At 54.1% G+C, this 16,274-nt stretch carries 15 protein-coding genes; 12 read left to right on the top strand and 3 right to left on the bottom strand.

Annotated features, from left to right (window positions below; all coding sequences use genetic code 11):
* Positions 1-237: 237 nt before the first annotated feature.
* Positions 238-993, top strand: coding sequence for a phospholipid-binding lipoprotein MlaA (gene mlaA / locus F4V61_RS07840; protein WP_038395067.1), 756 nt, complete (start codon positions 238-240; stop codon positions 991-993).
* Between the two features lie 60 nt (positions 994-1,053).
* Here the strand turns inward: mlaA and fadL are convergent, their stop codons facing one another.
* Positions 1,054-2,361 carry a long-chain fatty acid transporter FadL gene (fadL, locus tag F4V61_RS07835; RefSeq protein WP_141029332.1) on the bottom strand — a complete coding sequence of 436 codons (1,308 nt, stop codon included), beginning with the start codon at positions 2,359-2,361 and terminating at the stop codon, positions 1,054-1,056.
* Between the two features lie 370 nt (positions 2,362-2,731).
* On the opposite strand from fadL, the gene F4V61_RS07830 reads away from it, so the two are divergent.
* From F4V61_RS07830 to sixA, 4 genes are all read left to right on the top strand, one after another.
* Positions 2,732-3,016, top strand: coding sequence for a YfcZ/YiiS family protein (locus F4V61_RS07830; RefSeq protein WP_000030903.1), 285 nt, complete (start codon positions 2,732-2,734; stop codon positions 3,014-3,016).
* Between the two features lie 175 nt (positions 3,017-3,191).
* A complete protein-coding gene (fadI, locus tag F4V61_RS07825; protein ID WP_038395072.1) occupies positions 3,192-4,502 on the top strand; it encodes an acetyl-CoA C-acyltransferase FadI in 1,311 nt (436 codons plus the stop codon).
* On the top strand, positions 4,499-6,646 hold the full coding sequence (fadJ, locus tag F4V61_RS07820) for a fatty acid oxidation complex subunit alpha FadJ (RefSeq protein WP_038395075.1): 2,148 nt from the start codon (positions 4,499-4,501) through the stop codon (positions 6,644-6,646). The genes fadI and fadJ overlap by 4 nt, the downstream gene beginning before the upstream one ends.
* Positions 6,647-6,854: 208 nt before the next feature.
* Positions 6,855-7,340, top strand: coding sequence for a phosphohistidine phosphatase SixA (sixA, locus tag F4V61_RS07815; RefSeq protein ID WP_038395077.1), 486 nt, complete (start codon positions 6,855-6,857; stop codon positions 7,338-7,340).
* Between the two features lie 100 nt (positions 7,341-7,440).
* On the opposite strand, the gene smrB is transcribed toward sixA, so the two are convergent.
* On the bottom strand, positions 7,441-7,992 hold the full coding sequence (gene smrB / locus F4V61_RS07810; RefSeq protein ID WP_038395079.1) for an endonuclease SmrB: 552 nt from the start codon (positions 7,990-7,992) through the stop codon (positions 7,441-7,443).
* Between the two features lie 165 nt (positions 7,993-8,157).
* Here smrB and prmB point away from each other — a divergent pair, with 165 nt between their 5' ends.
* The 6 genes from prmB to F4V61_RS07780 are packed head-to-tail and all read left to right on the top strand — an operon-like array spanning position 8,158 to position 12,701.
* Complete coding sequence (gene prmB, locus F4V61_RS07805; RefSeq protein WP_038395083.1) at positions 8,158-9,090, top strand: 50S ribosomal protein L3 N(5)-glutamine methyltransferase; 933 nt, start codon at positions 8,158-8,160, stop codon at positions 9,088-9,090.
* A 35-nt stretch (positions 9,091-9,125) separates the two neighbouring features.
* The gene (gene aroC / locus F4V61_RS07800) at positions 9,126-10,211 is read left to right on the top strand and encodes a chorismate synthase (protein ID WP_038395086.1); all 1,086 of its coding nucleotides are present in this window, start codon (positions 9,126-9,128) and stop codon (positions 10,209-10,211) included.
* A 3-nt stretch (positions 10,212-10,214) separates the two neighbouring features.
* Positions 10,215-11,039 carry a penicillin-insensitive murein endopeptidase gene (gene mepA / locus F4V61_RS07795; protein ID WP_000750432.1) on the top strand — a complete coding sequence of 275 codons (825 nt, stop codon included), beginning with the start codon at positions 10,215-10,217 and terminating at the stop codon, positions 11,037-11,039.
* On the top strand, positions 11,039-11,848 hold the full coding sequence (locus tag F4V61_RS07790; RefSeq protein ID WP_000368602.1) for a sulfite exporter TauE/SafE family protein: 810 nt from the start codon (positions 11,039-11,041) through the stop codon (positions 11,846-11,848). The genes mepA and F4V61_RS07790 overlap by 1 nt, the downstream gene beginning before the upstream one ends.
* Positions 11,848-12,396 carry an elongation factor P hydroxylase gene (locus F4V61_RS07785; RefSeq protein WP_080161000.1) on the top strand — a complete coding sequence of 183 codons (549 nt, stop codon included), beginning with the start codon at positions 11,848-11,850 and terminating at the stop codon, positions 12,394-12,396. The genes F4V61_RS07790 and F4V61_RS07785 overlap by 1 nt, the downstream gene beginning before the upstream one ends.
* 32 nt (positions 12,397-12,428) lie before the next feature.
* Positions 12,429-12,701, top strand: coding sequence for a YfcL family protein (locus F4V61_RS07780; RefSeq protein WP_038395092.1), 273 nt, complete (start codon positions 12,429-12,431; stop codon positions 12,699-12,701).
* Between the two features lie 50 nt (positions 12,702-12,751).
* On the opposite strand, the gene mnmC is transcribed toward F4V61_RS07780, so the two are convergent.
* Positions 12,752-14,752 carry a bifunctional tRNA (5-methylaminomethyl-2-thiouridine)(34)-methyltransferase MnmD/FAD-dependent 5-carboxymethylaminomethyl-2-thiouridine(34) oxidoreductase MnmC gene (mnmC, locus tag F4V61_RS07775; RefSeq protein ID WP_170243774.1) on the bottom strand — a complete coding sequence of 667 codons (2,001 nt, stop codon included), beginning with the start codon at positions 14,750-14,752 and terminating at the stop codon, positions 12,752-12,754.
* A 159-nt stretch (positions 14,753-14,911) separates the two neighbouring features.
* On the opposite strand from mnmC, the gene fabB reads away from it, so the two are divergent.
* The gene (gene fabB / locus F4V61_RS07770) at positions 14,912-16,132 is read left to right on the top strand and encodes a beta-ketoacyl-ACP synthase I (RefSeq protein ID WP_000817156.1); all 1,221 of its coding nucleotides are present in this window, start codon (positions 14,912-14,914) and stop codon (positions 16,130-16,132) included.
* Positions 16,133-16,274 lie beyond the last annotated feature (142 nt).

The raw sequence follows: 16,274 nt of genomic DNA, 5'->3' as shown, positions 1-16,274 counted from the left end.
TGAGCCGGGACATTCTCCGAAAAAATAAAAATGATCACGCCCGTTTTTATCCGTTTCGCTAGAATAGGACCGTCACGTTGTTGTGTTACCAGGCTATGCTCAGAGCAATGAGATCGCGCATATAGACATCGTTTGACGTGCTGTTAAAATCGCTCACACCTAAACAGGCGGATACGGTAGCGTTCGTTCCGTCATGGATGGTAATCAGCGATAGCCATAATTTACAGGGAGACATTTATGAAGCTTCGCCTGTCGGCGCTGGCGCTGGGAACCACACTGCTGGTCGGGTGTGCGAGTTCCGGTACAGAACAGCAGGGGCGTTCAGACCCGTTTGAAGGGTTTAACCGCACCATGTACAACTTCAACTTTAATGTGCTGGACCCGTATGTTGTTCGGCCGGTCGCGGTTGCCTGGCGTGATTATGTTCCTCAGCCTGCACGCAACGGTTTAAGCAATTTCACCGGTAACCTTGAAGAACCTGCGATCATGGTGAACTATTTCCTGCAGGGCGACCCTTATCAGGGTATGGTGCATTTCACCCGTTTCTTCCTGAATACCTTATTAGGGATGGGCGGCTTTATTGATGTCGCGGGAATGGCGAATCCTAAACTGCAGCGCGTTGAACCGCACCGCTTTGGCAGCACTCTGGGCCATTATGGCGTGGGTTACGGGCCTTATGTGCAACTTCCGTTCTACGGCAGCTTCACGTTGCGTGAAGATGGCGGGGATATGGCGGATACCTTATATCCGGTGCTCTCGTGGCTCACCTGGCCAATGTCCGTGGGGAAATGGGCTATCGAAGGGATAGAAACCCGCGCGCAGTTGCTGGATTCCGATGGCTTGCTGCGTCAGTCTTCCGATCCTTATATTATGGTACGCGAGGCGTACTTCCAGCGTCATGACTTTATTGCCAATGGCGGAAAACTCAAGCCGCAGGAAAACCCGAACGCGCAGGAGATTCAGGACGAACTCAAAGAGATCGACTCTGAATGAACGGCAGTAAATAAAAAGGTGAGCGTTACGCTCACCTTTTTGATCCTTTTCGGCAAGAGATTAGAAAGCGTAGTTAAAGTTAGTACCGAACAGCCAGGCTTTCCCTTCAGATTCAAACTGATAAGGTCCTTCATTAATTTTCACGCTCTGACCGTGCATATAAGAGACGCCAACGTCGACAGACGCATCTTTATTAAAGGCGTAAGTCGTACCGGCGCTCAGCCAGAAACGGTCCTGATCCGGAATAGAGATAGACCGGTTTTGCGCAGGAACGGGGCTGTCATCGAAGGCGATACCGGTACGAAACGTCCAGTTATCGTCATAGTAGTACGTTGTACCCAGCGCGATGCGGTATGCGTCTTTAAAGCCTTCATGCTTTTCAAACAGAGTATCGCCAGCCGTGGATTTTGCCTTCAACTGCTGAAACTGACTCCAGCTGGTATAAGCCAGGCTATAGTGGATGGCCCATTGTGGCGCCACGCGATTATAACCGGAAACTTCCCACATTTCTGGCAGATTCAGCGTCAGGTAGCCTGACTGCGTCGCGCCTGCGGTTGCCGTTGGGATGGGCAGATTGTAGTTATTCACGACGAGGGGAAGATCGCTACTGTAGTTACCTTTAAAGTCAATTTTGACTTCCGAGCGGTAAGTCAGGGCGTAGCGGTTATTTTTATCCAGTTCATAAAGGATACCGGTGTTCCAGCCAAAGCCCCACTGGTTACCGTTCAGGTGAGCGATTTTAGTATCGCTGGGAATGCGGCTTGCTATTGGCGCCAGCGCCGGGCTTTGCGCAGCAATCAACTGACCTAAATCGCCCGCATAACGTTCGATTTTCGCGCGTGCGTATACCGCATCAAAACCGAGGCCGAAGCTCCAGGCATCATTTAAGCGATAGGCTCCGCTTAAATTCAGGTTCATGGTTTCAAGATCAGTTGTACCGCCAACCGAGCCGCCGGCATATGTGTCGTTAAACTCTGTCGCCAGGCCATAGTTAGAGGTAATAGAAGCCCCCCAGCCAAACTGATCGTTAATCGGGGCGACAAAGTGGACATTCGGCACCCATGCCGTCGGCGCGATGTTATCCGCATCCAGCGTCCGGCCAGAGGGCGACGTCCCGCTAATATTGACATCGGGATCAATATAAACCGCGCCTGCTGAAAACGTCGGGCGGTCAAACATCGTAATTAATGCCGGGTTACGGCTGACGTTACCCGCATCATCTGCGATTGCGCCTTCACCCGAATAGGCCCGGCCAAGGCCAGAGGAAGAAAATTCGTTTAACTGGAAGCCTGCAGACCAGGCCTGGGTGGAGATGATTGCCACTGCGACTGCGAGAGCAGACTTTGTAAACAGGGTTTTCTGGCTCATGACCATAACCTCATTGATTATTTTTATACAAACTATGTTACATGATGTAACAGGAGCGCGAAGTGTAGGGTCTGCGATACAACTTAGAAATCAGACCAGTGGCGAGAGTATAGGTCTGACCAGCTTAAATGTTGCAAGTATGTTTATAAGTTTTTTCAATTCTGATCTTAGAAACGAGATCTGGTTGGCAAAATCAAGGGACTCAACGGCTATCCGATCGCGCGATTTTTGTTTTAGATCATTTTTAAGTGTGATTTCGGTCACTTAACGCGTTTCCCACCATTAACGACTGGAGAGACGTATGCCGGGAGCGTAAAATATTCCCATTGTTTATCTGGCACCCTGGGTGCAAATACAGAGGAAATCTACAATGAGTAAATGCAGTGCTGATGAAACCCCGGTTTGCTGCTGTATGGACGTTGGAACCATCATGGACAACTCCGATTGCACCGCGTCATACAGTCGCGTATTCGCTACCCGTGCAGAGGCTGAAGAGACGCTGGCGGCGTTAACCGAAAAAGCGCGTAGCGTGGAGTCTGAGCCTTGCCAAATTACGCCAACCTTCACCGAGGAATCTGACGGTGTTCGTCTGGATATCGATTTTGTTTTCGCCTGCGAAGCAGAAACGCTTATCTTCCAGCTAGGCCTGCGTTAATCCGTTCATTAACGACGCCTCCGTCATCGTCTGGCGGAGGCGTTTTCATTTTTTATGTTTCCCTTCACTGTGCCATAGCTCCCACTTTCTTTTCTCTCCACTTGGCTAAATGTAAAAAATTAGTTAAGAATGTGATCAGGTCAGACCACTAATTTATTTTTTACAGGGGAGTACTATGCGTCAGGCTTTACCGTTGGTCACCCGTCAGGGCGATCGCATTGCTATTGTCAGTGGGTTGCGAACCCCCTTTGCTCGTCAGGCCACTGCATTTCATGGTATTCCTGCTGTTGATCTCGGCAAAATGGTGGTTAGCGAGCTATTGGCGCGCAGTGAAATTCCAGCCGATGCCATCGAGCAACTGGTTTTTGGTCAGGTCGTACAAATGCCGGAAGCCCCTAATATTGCGCGTGAAATTGTGCTGGGTACGGGAATGAATGTTCATACCGATGCCTATAGCGTAAGCCGTGCCTGCGCCACCAGTTTTCAGGCGGTAGCGAATGTGGCGGAAAGCCTGATGGCAGGTACGATACGCGCGGGGATCGCTGGCGGCGCAGATTCATCGTCGGTACTGCCCATAGGCGTGAGTAAAGCCCTGGCGCGGGTGCTGGTAGACGTTAATAAAGCCCGTACAACCCGCCAACGGCTAACGCTTTTTTCCCGCCTGCGCTTACGCGACCTGCTGCCTGTTCCTCCCGCCGTTGCCGAGTATTCCACCGGTTTGCGCATGGGTGACACCGCCGAACAGATGGCGAAAACGTATGGTATTACGCGTGAGCAGCAGGACGCGTTGGCGTATCGTTCGCATCAGCGCGCTGCACAGGCATGGGCGGAGGGCAAGCTGGCGGAAGAGGTGATGACGACCTATGCGCCGCCGTATAAAAATCCTTTTTCAGAAGACAATAACATTCGCGGCAACTCCACGCTGGCGGACTACGCCAAACTGCGTCCCGCTTTTGACAGAAAACATGGCTCCGTGACCGCCGCCAATAGTACGCCACTGACTGATGGCGCCGCTGCCGTTATCCTGATGACCGAATCCCGGGCTAAAGAGTTGGGGCTACGTCCGCTCGGTTATCTCCGTAGCTACGCGTTTACCGCCATTGATGTCTGGCAGGACATGCTATTGGGACCGGCCTGGTCAACGCCGCTGGCGCTGGAGCGGGCCGGACTGACGATGGCCGATCTGACGCTTTTTGACATGCATGAAGCGTTTGCCGCCCAGACGCTGGCCAATTTACAACTGCTGGGAAGCGAACGATTTGCCCGCGATGTGCTTGGGCGCGCACAAGCGACAGGGGAGGTAGATGACACAAAATTTAACGTGCTCGGCGGTTCAATCGCCTACGGACATCCTTTTGCCGCAACGGGCGCGCGGATGATAAACCAAACGTTGCATGAATTACGGCGTCGGGGCGGCGGTTTTGGCCTGGTAACGGCCTGTGCGGCTGGCGGTCTTGGCGCGGCTATGGTTCTGGAGGCGGAATAATGACCACATCAGCTTTTACGCTTAACGTGCGCCTGGATAATGTCGCGGTTGTCTCTATTGATGTCCCAGGGGAAAAGGTAAATACCCTGAAAGCGGAGTTTGCCGCCCAGGCGCGCGCCATCCTGAAGCAGATCCGCGAAAATAAAGTGTTGCAGGGCGTTGTTTTTATCTCGGCCAAAGCAGATAACTTTATTGCTGGCGCCGATATCAACATGATAGGCCGCTGCCAAAGCGCGCAGGAAGCGGAAACGCTGGCGCGTCAGGGACAGCAACTTATGGCGGAGATCCAGGCGTTGCCTGTTCCGGTCATCGCCGCTATTCACGGCGCCTGTCTGGGCGGCGGTCTTGAAATGGCGCTGGCCTGCCATCGGCGTATCTGTACCGATGACGTTAAAACTGTTCTCGGGCTGCCGGAAGTACAGTTAGGGCTTTTGCCGGGATCGGGCGGAACACAGCGCCTTCCTCGGCTGGTGGGGGTCAGCACCGCGCTGGATATGATCCTGACAGGTAAACAGCTTCGCGCCAGACAGGCGCTTAAAACAGGGCTGGTTGATGACGTGGTGCCGCAGACTATTTTACTGGAAGCAGCAGTCGAACTGGCTAAAAAAGACCGCCTGGCGCAGCGGACATTACCGGTCCGTGAACGTATCCTGGCGGGGGCGCTGGGGCGGGCGCTGCTATTTCGCCTGGTGCGTAAAAAGACGGCGCAGAAAACGCAGGGTAATTATCCAGCGACGGAGCGGATCATTGACGTGATAGAAACCGGACTGGCGCAGGGCAGCGGTAGCGGCTATGACGCGGAGGCGTGTGCTTTCGGCGAGCTGGCGATGACGCCTCAATCGCAGGCGCTGCGTAATCTTTTCTTTGCCAGTACCCAAGTGAAAAAAGATCCCGGTAGCGATGCGCCGTCCGGCCCGCTGAACAGCGTAGGCATATTGGGCGGCGGGTTAATGGGCGGCGGTATCGCCCTGGTCACGGCCTGTAAAGGCGGCTTGCCAGTACGTATTAAGGATATAAATGCTAAGGGAATCAATCATGCACTGAAGTATAGTTGGGACCAGCTTGAAACAAAAGTACGCCGCCGCCATATCAAAGCCAGCGAACGCGATAAACAATTGGCGCTGATATCAGGCTCGACTGATTACCGTGGTTTCAGTCATCGCGATCTGATAATTGAAGCGGTGTTTGAAGATCTGTCGTTAAAACAACAGATGGTGGCGGAAGTGGAGCAAAATTGCGCCTCCCACACCATTTTTGCGTCCAATACCTCTTCCTTGCCGATTGGCGATATTGCGGCGTACGCGGGCAGACCGGAACAGGTGATTGGATTGCACTTTTTTAGCCCGGTCGAAAAAATGCCGCTGGTCGAGGTCATTCCCCATGCGTCTACTTCCGCGCAGACCATCGCCACGACCGTTAAGCTGGCGAAAAAACAGGGTAAAACCCCGATCGTCGTTAGCGATAAAGCTGGGTTTTATGTTAACCGAATTCTCGCGCCGTATATTAATGAAGCGATTCGGATGCTGACTGAAGGCGAACGTGTCGAACATATTGATGCCGCCCTGGTAAAGTTTGGTTTTCCGGTGGGGCCAATCCAACTTTTGGATGAGGTCGGAATCGACACGGGCACTAAAATTATTCCTGTGCTTGAGGCAGCTTATGGAGAACGTTTTAGCGCGCCAGCAAATGTTGTTGCTTCAATTTTGAATGACGGTCGCAAAGGTAGAAAAAATGGTCGCGGTTTCTATCTTTATGGCGAAAAAGGGCGTAAAAGCAAAAAAAAGGTTGACAATGCGATTTATAAGGTTATTAGCGTGCAAGGGCAAAGTCGACTGTCTGCGCATCAGGTGGCAGAGCGCTGTGTCATGTTAATGCTCAATGAAGCGGCGCGCTGTTTCGACGAAAAAGTAATTCGCAGCGCGCGCGATGGCGATATTGGCGCCGTGTTTGGTATTGGTTTTCCTCCGTTTCTCGGCGGCCCGTTTCGTTATATGGATGCTCTCGGGCCGGGTGAAGTGGTAGCGACCTTGCAGCGCCTGGCCGCACTTTACGGCCCTCGTTACGCGCCTTGTGAACAATTAATGCGCATGGCTGAGCGCGGGGAGCATTTCTGGATGAATGAGGAAACTGACCAGGGAAATTAAGGTCAAAGAAAGTATGAATCCGCACTGAATGCCTTCTTGGTGGCGAAATAATAATCAAGGATTGACTATACTTACGCCATTGAGGTAAAAAACAGCGTTTCATTCGGTGAATGGATAAGGCACAATGCCGGCCACCGCATTTTTGCCACAGCCAATAGGGGCATCTGGTAAGCGTGCTGGTGAAACTGGTTAACAAAAGCGGTGCAATATGCAAGTTTTTATCATGCGTCACGGCGACGCAGCCCTCGATGCCGCCAGTGATTCGGTTCGTCCCTTAACCTCGTGTGGTTGTGACGAGTCTCGCCTGATGGCGAACTGGCTGAAAGGTCAAAAAGTGGATATCGAACGTGTTCTGGTTAGTCCGTTTCTTCGGGCCGAACAGACGTTAGATGTGGTCGGCGATTGTATGAATCTGCCAGCTCAGGTGGATGTCCTGCCGGAGCTAACGCCCTGCGGCGATGTCGGTCTGGTCAGCGCCTACCTTCATGCTCTGGCCAATGAAGAGATCGAGTCGGTACTGGTGATCTCTCACTTACCTCTGGTCGGATATCTGGTATCTGAGCTTTGTCCGGGCGAAACGCCGCCGATGTTCACGACGTCCGCAATTGCCAACGTCACGCTTGATAAAAGCGGCAAAGGGACATTTAACTGGCAAATGAGTCCCTGCAATCTGAAAATGGCGAAAGCGATTTAATCTTCTGCCGCCTGATAGCGCTTCGCTTATCCAGCCTATGACAGCGCTGACTGTGCATAGGCTGGATAAGGCGCTTGCGCCGCCATCCGGCGATCTCGCATCAGGGCAACTCGGGCGGTTGCCACTCTTCCACTTCAATCAGCACCAGTAGCGCGGCGTCACCGCCGTACTCCTTCGGCGCCTGATGAAAGGCCATCACATGCGGATGCTGCGCCAGCCATAACGGTGTTTGCTGTTTCAGAATATGTTTACCGTGTCCATGCATGACGCAGGCGCAAAAAATATGCTCCCGACGGCATGCGGCAATCAGCGCCCCCAATTCCTGTTTGGCCTGGATCTGCGTTAAACCGTGTAAATCAAGAAACAGTTCCGGCGAATAGTCGCCGCGGCGCATTTTTTTTAGCTCGAAATGGCTGACATCTTCCCGGACATACTTTACTGGCCCTTCCGTATTGAGCAGCGGCTGAAACTCATCGGAAAAATAGTGGCTGGCGTCCGCCTGTTCCTGAATTAACCTTCGGGTAGGGACTTCCGTGATTTTTTTGCGCTGTGGCCGATGAACGATAGTATCTTGTTTAATCTGTCGGGTGCCGACCATAAGCTGACGGAACAGCGTCTGGTCCTCCTCGCTGAGCGATGCTTTCTTTTTCATTCGGGTGTCTCATCTGATATTTTGCTTTAGTTTACCCGACCCGGATGACATCCGAATGGTCAAAACGGATTTTTCGTATTATCCCGCCGCGTCAATGCTGATTTATCCCTGTCTTCGTGGCAAACTAGCCGCCGAATTTAATGCGAGCATGCCCTGGAGGAATACGTGGATAAAATTTTCGTCGATGAAGCAGTGAATGAACTGCATACCATTCAGGACATGTTGCGCTGGGCGGTAAGCCGTTTTAGCGCGGCGAATATCTGGTATGGGCACGGCACCGATAACCCGTGGGATGAGGCGGTGCAACTGGTGCTGCCGTCTCTTTATCTGCCGCTGGATATTCCGGAAGATATGCGTACCGCGCGGCTGACGTCCAGCGAAAAACATCGCATTGTCGAGCGGGTGATTCGTCGTGTCAACGAGCGTATCCCGGTAGCCTACCTGACCAATAAGGCCTGGTTCTGCGGCCACGAATTTTATGTCGATGAGCGCGTGCTGGTGCCGCGTTCGCCCATTGGCGAGCTGATTAATAACCACTTTGCAGGTCTTATTAGCCAACAGCCGAAATATATTCTGGATATGTGTACCGGCAGCGGCTGTATCGCCATCGCCTGTGCTTATGCTTTCCCGGAGGCGGAAGTGGATGCGGTCGATATTTCGCCGGATGCGCTGGCTGTCGCCGAACATAACATTGAAGAGCACGGTCTTATCCATCATGTGACGCCAATCCGCTCCGATCTGTTCCGCGATCTGCCGAAAGTTCAGTACGATCTGATTGTCACTAACCCGCCCTATGTCGATGCGGAAGATATGTCCGATCTGCCAAACGAATATCGCCACGAACCTGAACTGGGGCTGGCGTCCGGCACCGATGGCCTCAAACTGACCCGCCGTATCCTTGGGAACGCGCCGGATTATCTGTCCGATGCGGGCGTTCTGATTTGTGAAGTCGGAAACAGCATGGTACATCTGATGGAGCAGTATCCGGAGGTACCGTTCACCTGGCTGGAGTTTGACAACGGCGGCGATGGCGTCTTTATGTTGACCAAAGCGCAGCTGCTCGCGGCCCGTGAACATTTCAACATTTATAAAGATTAAAACACGCAAACGACAACAACGATAACGGAGCCGTGATGGCAGGAAACACAATTGGACAACTCTTTCGCGTAACCACTTTCGGCGAATCGCACGGGCTGGCGCTTGGGTGTATCGTCGATGGCGTGCCGCCGGGCATCCCGTTGACGGAGGCCGATCTGCAGCACGATCTCGACAGACGCCGCCCTGGCACCTCGCGCTATACTACCCAGCGCCGCGAACCGGACCAGGTAAAAATTCTCTCCGGCGTGTTTGATGGCGTGACGACCGGCACCAGCATTGGCTTGCTGATTGAAAACACCGATCAGCGCTCGCAGGACTACAGCGCGATTAAAGATGTTTTTCGTCCGGGACACGCGGATTACACCTATGAGCAGAAATACGGCCTGCGCGATTATCGTGGCGGTGGACGTTCTTCCGCGCGTGAAACCGCGATGCGCGTAGCGGCAGGGGCGATCGCCAAGAAATACCTGGCGGAAAAGTTCGGTATCGAAATCCGCGGCTGTCTGACCCAGATGGGCGACATTCCGCTGGAGATTAAAGACTGGCAACAGGTTGAGCGTAATCCGTTCTTTTGCCCCGATGTGGACAAACTTGACGCGCTGGACGAACTGATGCGCGCGCTGAAAAAAGAGGGGGACTCCATCGGCGCGAAAGTGACGGTGATGGCGAGCGGCGTGCCGGCAGGGCTTGGCGAACCGGTATTTGACCGGCTGGATGCGGATATCGCCCATGCGCTGATGAGCATCAATGCGGTGAAAGGCGTGGAGATTGGCGAAGGATTTAAGGTGGTGGCGCTGCGCGGCAGCCAGAATCGCGATGAAATCACGGCGCAGGGTTTTCAGAGCAACCACGCGGGCGGTATCCTCGGTGGCATCAGTAGCGGGCAACACATTGTGGCGCATATGGCATTGAAACCTACGTCCAGCATTACCGTGCCGGGACGTACGATTAACCGGATGGGTGAAGAAGTCGAGATGATCACCAAAGGGCGCCACGATCCGTGCGTGGGGATTCGCGCAGTGCCGATCGCAGAAGCCATGCTGGCGATCGTGCTGATGGATCACCTGCTGCGCCATCGGGCACAGAATGCGGATGTAAAGACAGAGATTCCACGCTGGTAAGAAATGAAAAAAACCGCAATTGCGCTGCTGGCATGGTTTGTCAGTAGCGCCAGCCTGGCGGCGACGCCATGGCAGAAAATAACCCATCCTGTCCCCGGCGCCGCCCAGTCTGTCGGTAGCTTTGCCAACGGATGCATCATCGGCGCCGACACGTTGCCGGTACAGTCCGATAATTATCAGGTAATGCGCACCGATCAGCGCCGTTATTTCGGCCACCCGGATCTGGTTATGTTTATCCAGCGGTTGAGTCATCAGGCGCATCAACGGGGGCTCGGAACCGTCCTGATAGGCGACATGGGGATGCCTGCCGGAGGCCGCTTTAATGGCGGACACGCCAGTCATCAGACCGGGCTTGATGTGGATATTTTCTTGCAGTTGCCGAAAACGCGCTGGAGCCAGGCGCAGCTATTGCGCCCGCAGGCGTTAGATCTGGTGTCCCGCGACGGTAAACATGTCGTGCCGTCGCGCTGGTCGTCGGATATCGCCAGTCTGATCAAACTGGCGGCGGAGGACAATGACGTCACCCGTATTTTCGTCAATCCGGCTATTAAACAACAGCTTTGTCTCGATGCCGGAAGCGATCGTGACTGGCTACGTAAAGTACGCCCCTGGTTCCAGCATCGCGCGCATATGCACGTGCGTTTACGCTGCCCTGCCGACAGCCTGGAGTGCGAAGATCAACCTTTACCCCCGCCGGGCGATGGATGCGGCGCTGAACTGCAAAGCTGGTTCGAACCGCCAAAACCTGGCACCACAAAGCCTGAGAAGAAGACACCGCCGCCGTTGCCGCCTTCCTGCCAGGCGCTACTGGATGAGCATGTACTCTAATGGACAATTTTTATGAGCTGTTTATGGTCTCCCCGCTGCTGCTGGTGGTGCTGTTTTTTGTCGCCGTACTGGCGGGATTTATCGATTCTATCGCCGGGGGCGGAGGGCTGCTCACGATTCCTGCGCTGATGGCCGCCGGGATGTCGCCGGCAAACGCGCTGGCGACCAATAAATTACAGGCGTGCGGCGGCTCCCTCTCATCTTCGCTCTATTTTATTCGCCGTAAAGTAGTAAACCTGGCCGAGCAAAAGCTCAATATTCTGATGACGTTCATTGGCTCGATGAGCGGCGCGCTGCTGGTGCAGCACGTGCAGGCGGATATTTTGCGCCAGATCTTGCCCATCCTGGTGATTTTCATCGGCCTCTATTTTCTATTAATGCCGAAGCTGGGCGAGGAAGATCGCCAGCGGCGCCTGTATGGCTTACCGTTCGCGCTGATAGCCGGGGGATGCGTCGGGTTTTACGATGGCTTTTTTGGGCCTGCCGCCGGGTCGTTTTACGCGCTGGCGTTTGTCACCTTGTGTGGCTACAACCTGGCGAAATCCACGGCACATGCCAAAGTGCTTAACGCTACCTCCAACGTCGGCGGCCTGTTGTTATTTATCATCGGCGGCAAAGTGATCTGGGCGACGGGCTTCGTGATGCTGGTTGGGCAGTTTTTAGGGGCGCGAATGGGGTCGCGTCTGGTGTTGAGTAAAGGCCAAAAACTTATCAGACCGATGATCGTTATTGTCTCGGCGGTGATGAGCGCCAAGTTACTTTATGATAGCCACGGACAGGAGATCCTCCACTGGTTGGGGATGAATTAATGAACAGTACGCACCATTACGAACAGTTAATTGAGATTTTTAACGGCTGCTTTGCCGAAGAATTTAATACCCGTCTGATTAAAGGCGACGACGAACCGATCTATCTTCCTGCTAACGCGCAGGTACCATACAACCGTATCGTTTTTGCGCATGGGTTTTACGCCAGCGCGCTGCATGAGATTTCTCACTGGTGTATCGCCGGTAAGGCGCGCCGCGAACTGGTCGACTTTGGTTACTGGTACTGCCCGGACGGACGCGACGCGCAGACCCAAAGTCAATTTGAAGACGTTGAGGTGAAGCCACAGGCCTTCGACTGGTTGTTTTGCGTGGCGGCGGGGTATCCCTTTAACGTCAGTTGCGACAATCTGGAAGGCGACATTGAACCGGATCGCGTGGCGTTTCAGCGCCGGGTTCATGCGCAGGTAATGGCTTATCTGGAGCAGGGCATTCCTGAACGACCGGCCCGCTTCATCAAAGCGCTACAGAATTATTATCACACGCCCGAACTTAAGGCGGAACAGTTCCCGTGGCCGGAAGAGCTCAACTAAAGCCAGCGCCACGTTTACAATGAGGAAAGAAGATGATCGCGGAGTTTGAATCACGCATTCTGGCATTAATTGACGATATGGTAGAGCACGCCAGCGACGATGAGCTTTTTGCCAGTGGATACCTGCGTGGCCACCTGACGTTAGCCATTGCCGAGCTGGAAAGCGGTGATGACCACTCCGTCGAGGCGGTCTATGCCAACGTTAGCCAAAGTCTGGAAAAAGCGATCGGTGCCGGCGAACTGTCGCCGCGCGATCAGGCGTTAGTCAAAGCGATGTGGGACAATTTGTTCGACAAGGCAAAATAATAACGCCGTAAGCCGGAGGGCGACGCTCGCCGCCTTCCGCTATTGTTTCGTTACTTTACCGCTTTTCCCTTCAATAATTTTCTCACCCATAACCGATTCGGATTTAACGCCGCCAGCGTGCTGGCATCCAGTGGAATAGGCTCGTTGCTCATCTGCGCCGCCAGAATTTCTGCGCATAGTGGCGCAGAACACAAACCGCGCGATCCCAGCGCGCCGAGCATAAATAAACCCGGATACACAGGCGCAGGCACCGCCGACGCTTTGTTATCCACTAAATCGGCATAGTGTGTCAGCGTGGCGTGGTAATCCGGGACATTGCCCACCATCGGAAGATGGTCGCGGGTTGCGCAACGCACGCCGCAGCGAGCGCTGTTGTCGCTGACGTCAACCTCTTTGGCCCAGTCGGCATCCGGAAAACAGTCAAGCAAACGCTGCCGGTTTTGCCGCTGATCTTCTTCGCGCCAGACGGTGCTTTCATTACCCCGGTGATAGCTGGCGCCAATACAGTGCTGCCGATTATTCGGGTTTTGCGGCGTAAGATAGCCGTCATAGCACAATACCTGGCGCAACGCGGAGAGCGCGGGCGTAGTGGGAATATGACTTACCTGACCACCGACGGCATAAACCGGCAACGGCTGGGTCTGATCAAAACGATTAATCTGATGGCCGTTCGCCAGGACTACAGTATCATGGCTGGCGGCTTCACCTGACGCAAAGCGCAGTTGCCACTGCGACTCCTGCGCAGCGAGCGACGTGAGCGTATGGCGAAAGCGCGTTTGTAAACCCTGTTCAGTCGCCAGTGCGATGACTGCGCGAGTTAATTGTTCCGGACACAACCAGCCGCCTGCCGGATAGGTCATTCCCCCGCAACGTGTCGTAACGCCAACCGCCTGTGTCGTCTCTTCGGTATTGAGCGCTGAGGCCAGTCCGGCTGGCAGCGCCAGGGAAAGCATCCGGGCAATTTTCTGCTGGCTTTTCTCATCCCATCCGAGCTGCGTCACGCCGCACCAGTCATGATCAAAAGAGACGGGCAGGGCGTCATACAGGCGACGGGCAAAGGTGAAAGCGGTCGGGAAAAAGCGATTAATAGCTGCGTCATGTTTGCTAAGGAGCGGATAAAGTGCGCCCTGTTGATTGCCGGAAGCGCCCCGGGCGGGCTTGTCGTCCGCGCAGTAGAGCGTAACCTGCCAGCCGCGACGCAGTAACGCCAGTGATAACAGCGCGCTGGCGATACCGCCGCCAATGATCGCCGTTTCACGTTTTTCGCTTCCGCTACGGTAAAACCAGGGGGCGGAAATGGTCGGCGTGAGGCATCGTTCCATCACTCCGCAAAGCATCTCGCGTTTACGTCCGAAACCTTTGCGCTTTTGCATGGTAAAACCAGCTTCCTGTAATCCCCGGCGGACAAAACCCGCCGAGGTAAACGTCGCCAGCGTTGCGCCGGGGCGGGCCAGCCGCGCCATCGTGTTAAACAGGTTTGGCGTCCACATATCCGGATTTTTCGCCGGGGCGAAACCGTCGAGGAACCAGGCGTCTACTTTTTGATTCAGCGTGGCGTCCAGTTGGTCGGTCAATTCATTAATATCGCCAAACCACAAATCCAGCGTCACCCGCCCCTGATCCAACAATAATCGGTGGCATCCTGCGAGCGGCAGCGGCCATTGCGCCTGAAGTTGTTCCGCCCAGGGCGCGAGCTCCGGCCAGTGTTGGTGCGTCAGCGCCAGATCGTCGCGTGTTAACGGGAATTTCTCAAAACTGACGAAATGTAATCTTTGCAGCGTCGCCTGCGGATGTTCAGAACGAAAGTTGTTAAATGCCTGCCACAGCGTCAGGAAGTTGAGTCCGGTGCCAAAACCGCTTTCCGCGACTATAAATAATGGATGTGAATGCACGGGAAAACGCTCCGCAAGACGATTGCCGCCAAGAAAAACGTAGCGTGTCTCTTCGAGTCCATTGTCATTAGAAAAATAGACATCATCAAAATCTCGGGAAACAGGTGTACCCTCAGCGTTAAATTCGAGAGTGGCGGGTTGTATGGCGTATTGTTTCACGTAAGTTACTCGTCTGACGGGCGGTGTCGCGATCTTAGCGATGTGTGCCTGACGGCGCAAATTTCCGTGCTAAATGGCTGATCGGACTTGTTCAGCGTACAAGTGTACGCTATTGTGCCAATCGAAACTTAAAAATAGTGCGAATTACAGAGGTATTGAATGAAACGTGCAGTGATTACTGGCCTGGGCATCGTTTCCAGCATCGGTAATAACCAGCAGGAAGTCCTGGCATCTCTGCGTGAAGGACGTTCAGGGATCACTTTCTCTCAGGAGCTGAAGGACGCCGGCATGCGTAGCCAGGTATGGGGCAACGTAAAACTGGATACCACTGGCCTCATTGACCGCAAAGTAGTGCGCTTCATGAGCGACGCATCCATCTATGCTTATCTGTCTATGGAGCAGGCAGTTGCCGACGCCGGTCTGGCGCCGGAAGTCTATCAGAATAACCCGCGAGTCGGCTTGATTGCAGGCTCCGGCGGCGGCTCCCCAAAATTTCAGGTCTTTGGCGCGGATGCCATGCGTAGCCCGCGTGGTCTGAAAGCCGTAGGACCGTATGTGGTTACGAAAGCAATGGCATCCGGTGTTTCCGCTTGCCTCGCTACGCCGTTTAAAATTTTTGGTGTGAACTACTCCATTAGCTCCGCTTGCGCGACCTCCGCACACTGTATCGGCAATGCGGTTGAGCAAATCCAATTGGGCAAACAGGACATCGTTTTTGCTGGCGGCGGCGAAGAGCTGTGCTGGGAAATGGCCTGTGAGTTTGACGCGATGGGCGCACTGTCCACGAAATATAACGATACGCCTGAAAAAGCGTCCCGTACTTATGATGCGCACCGTGATGGGTTTGTCATCGCGGGCGGCGGCGGTATGGTGGTTGTCGAAGAACTGGAACATGCTCTGGCGCGCGGCGCGCATATCTATGCGGAAATCGTCGGCTATGGCGCGACCTCTGACGGTGCCGATATGGTTGCCCCGTCAGGCGAAGGCGCTGTTCGTTGTATGCAAATGGCAATGCATGGCGTTGACACGCCGATCGATTACCTGAACTCCCACGGTACGTCCACGCCGGTAGGCGATGTGAAAGAACTGGGCGCGATTCGCGAAGTCTTTGGCGATAAGAGCCCGGCTATCTCAGCGACTAAAGCGATGACTGGCCACTCGCTGGGCGCAGCGGGCGTGCAGGAAGCCATCTACTCTCTGCTGATGCTGGAGCACGGTTTTATCGCGCCGAGTATCAACATTGAACAGATGGACGAACAGGCCGCGGGTTTGAATATTGTGACAGAAACGACCGAGCGTGGGCTGACTACCGTAATGTCTAACAGCTTCGGTTTTGGCGGCACTAACGCCACGCTGGTTATGCGTAAGCTGAAAGGGTAAAGTTTGTATATCGCCGGATGGCGGCGTAAGCGCCTTATCCGGCCTACGTTCGTGAGTAATGCGTAGTCTGTAGGCCTGATAAGCACAACGCCATCAGGCAAGAGATATTGCCGGATAGCGGCATAAATACCTGACCAATCTT

Source organism: Salmonella enterica subsp. arizonae, assembly GCF_008692845.1.
GTDB classification, from domain to species: Bacteria; Pseudomonadota; Gammaproteobacteria; order Enterobacterales; family Enterobacteriaceae; genus Salmonella; species Salmonella arizonae.
This window is presented reverse-complemented; position numbering and strand designations above follow the sequence as displayed.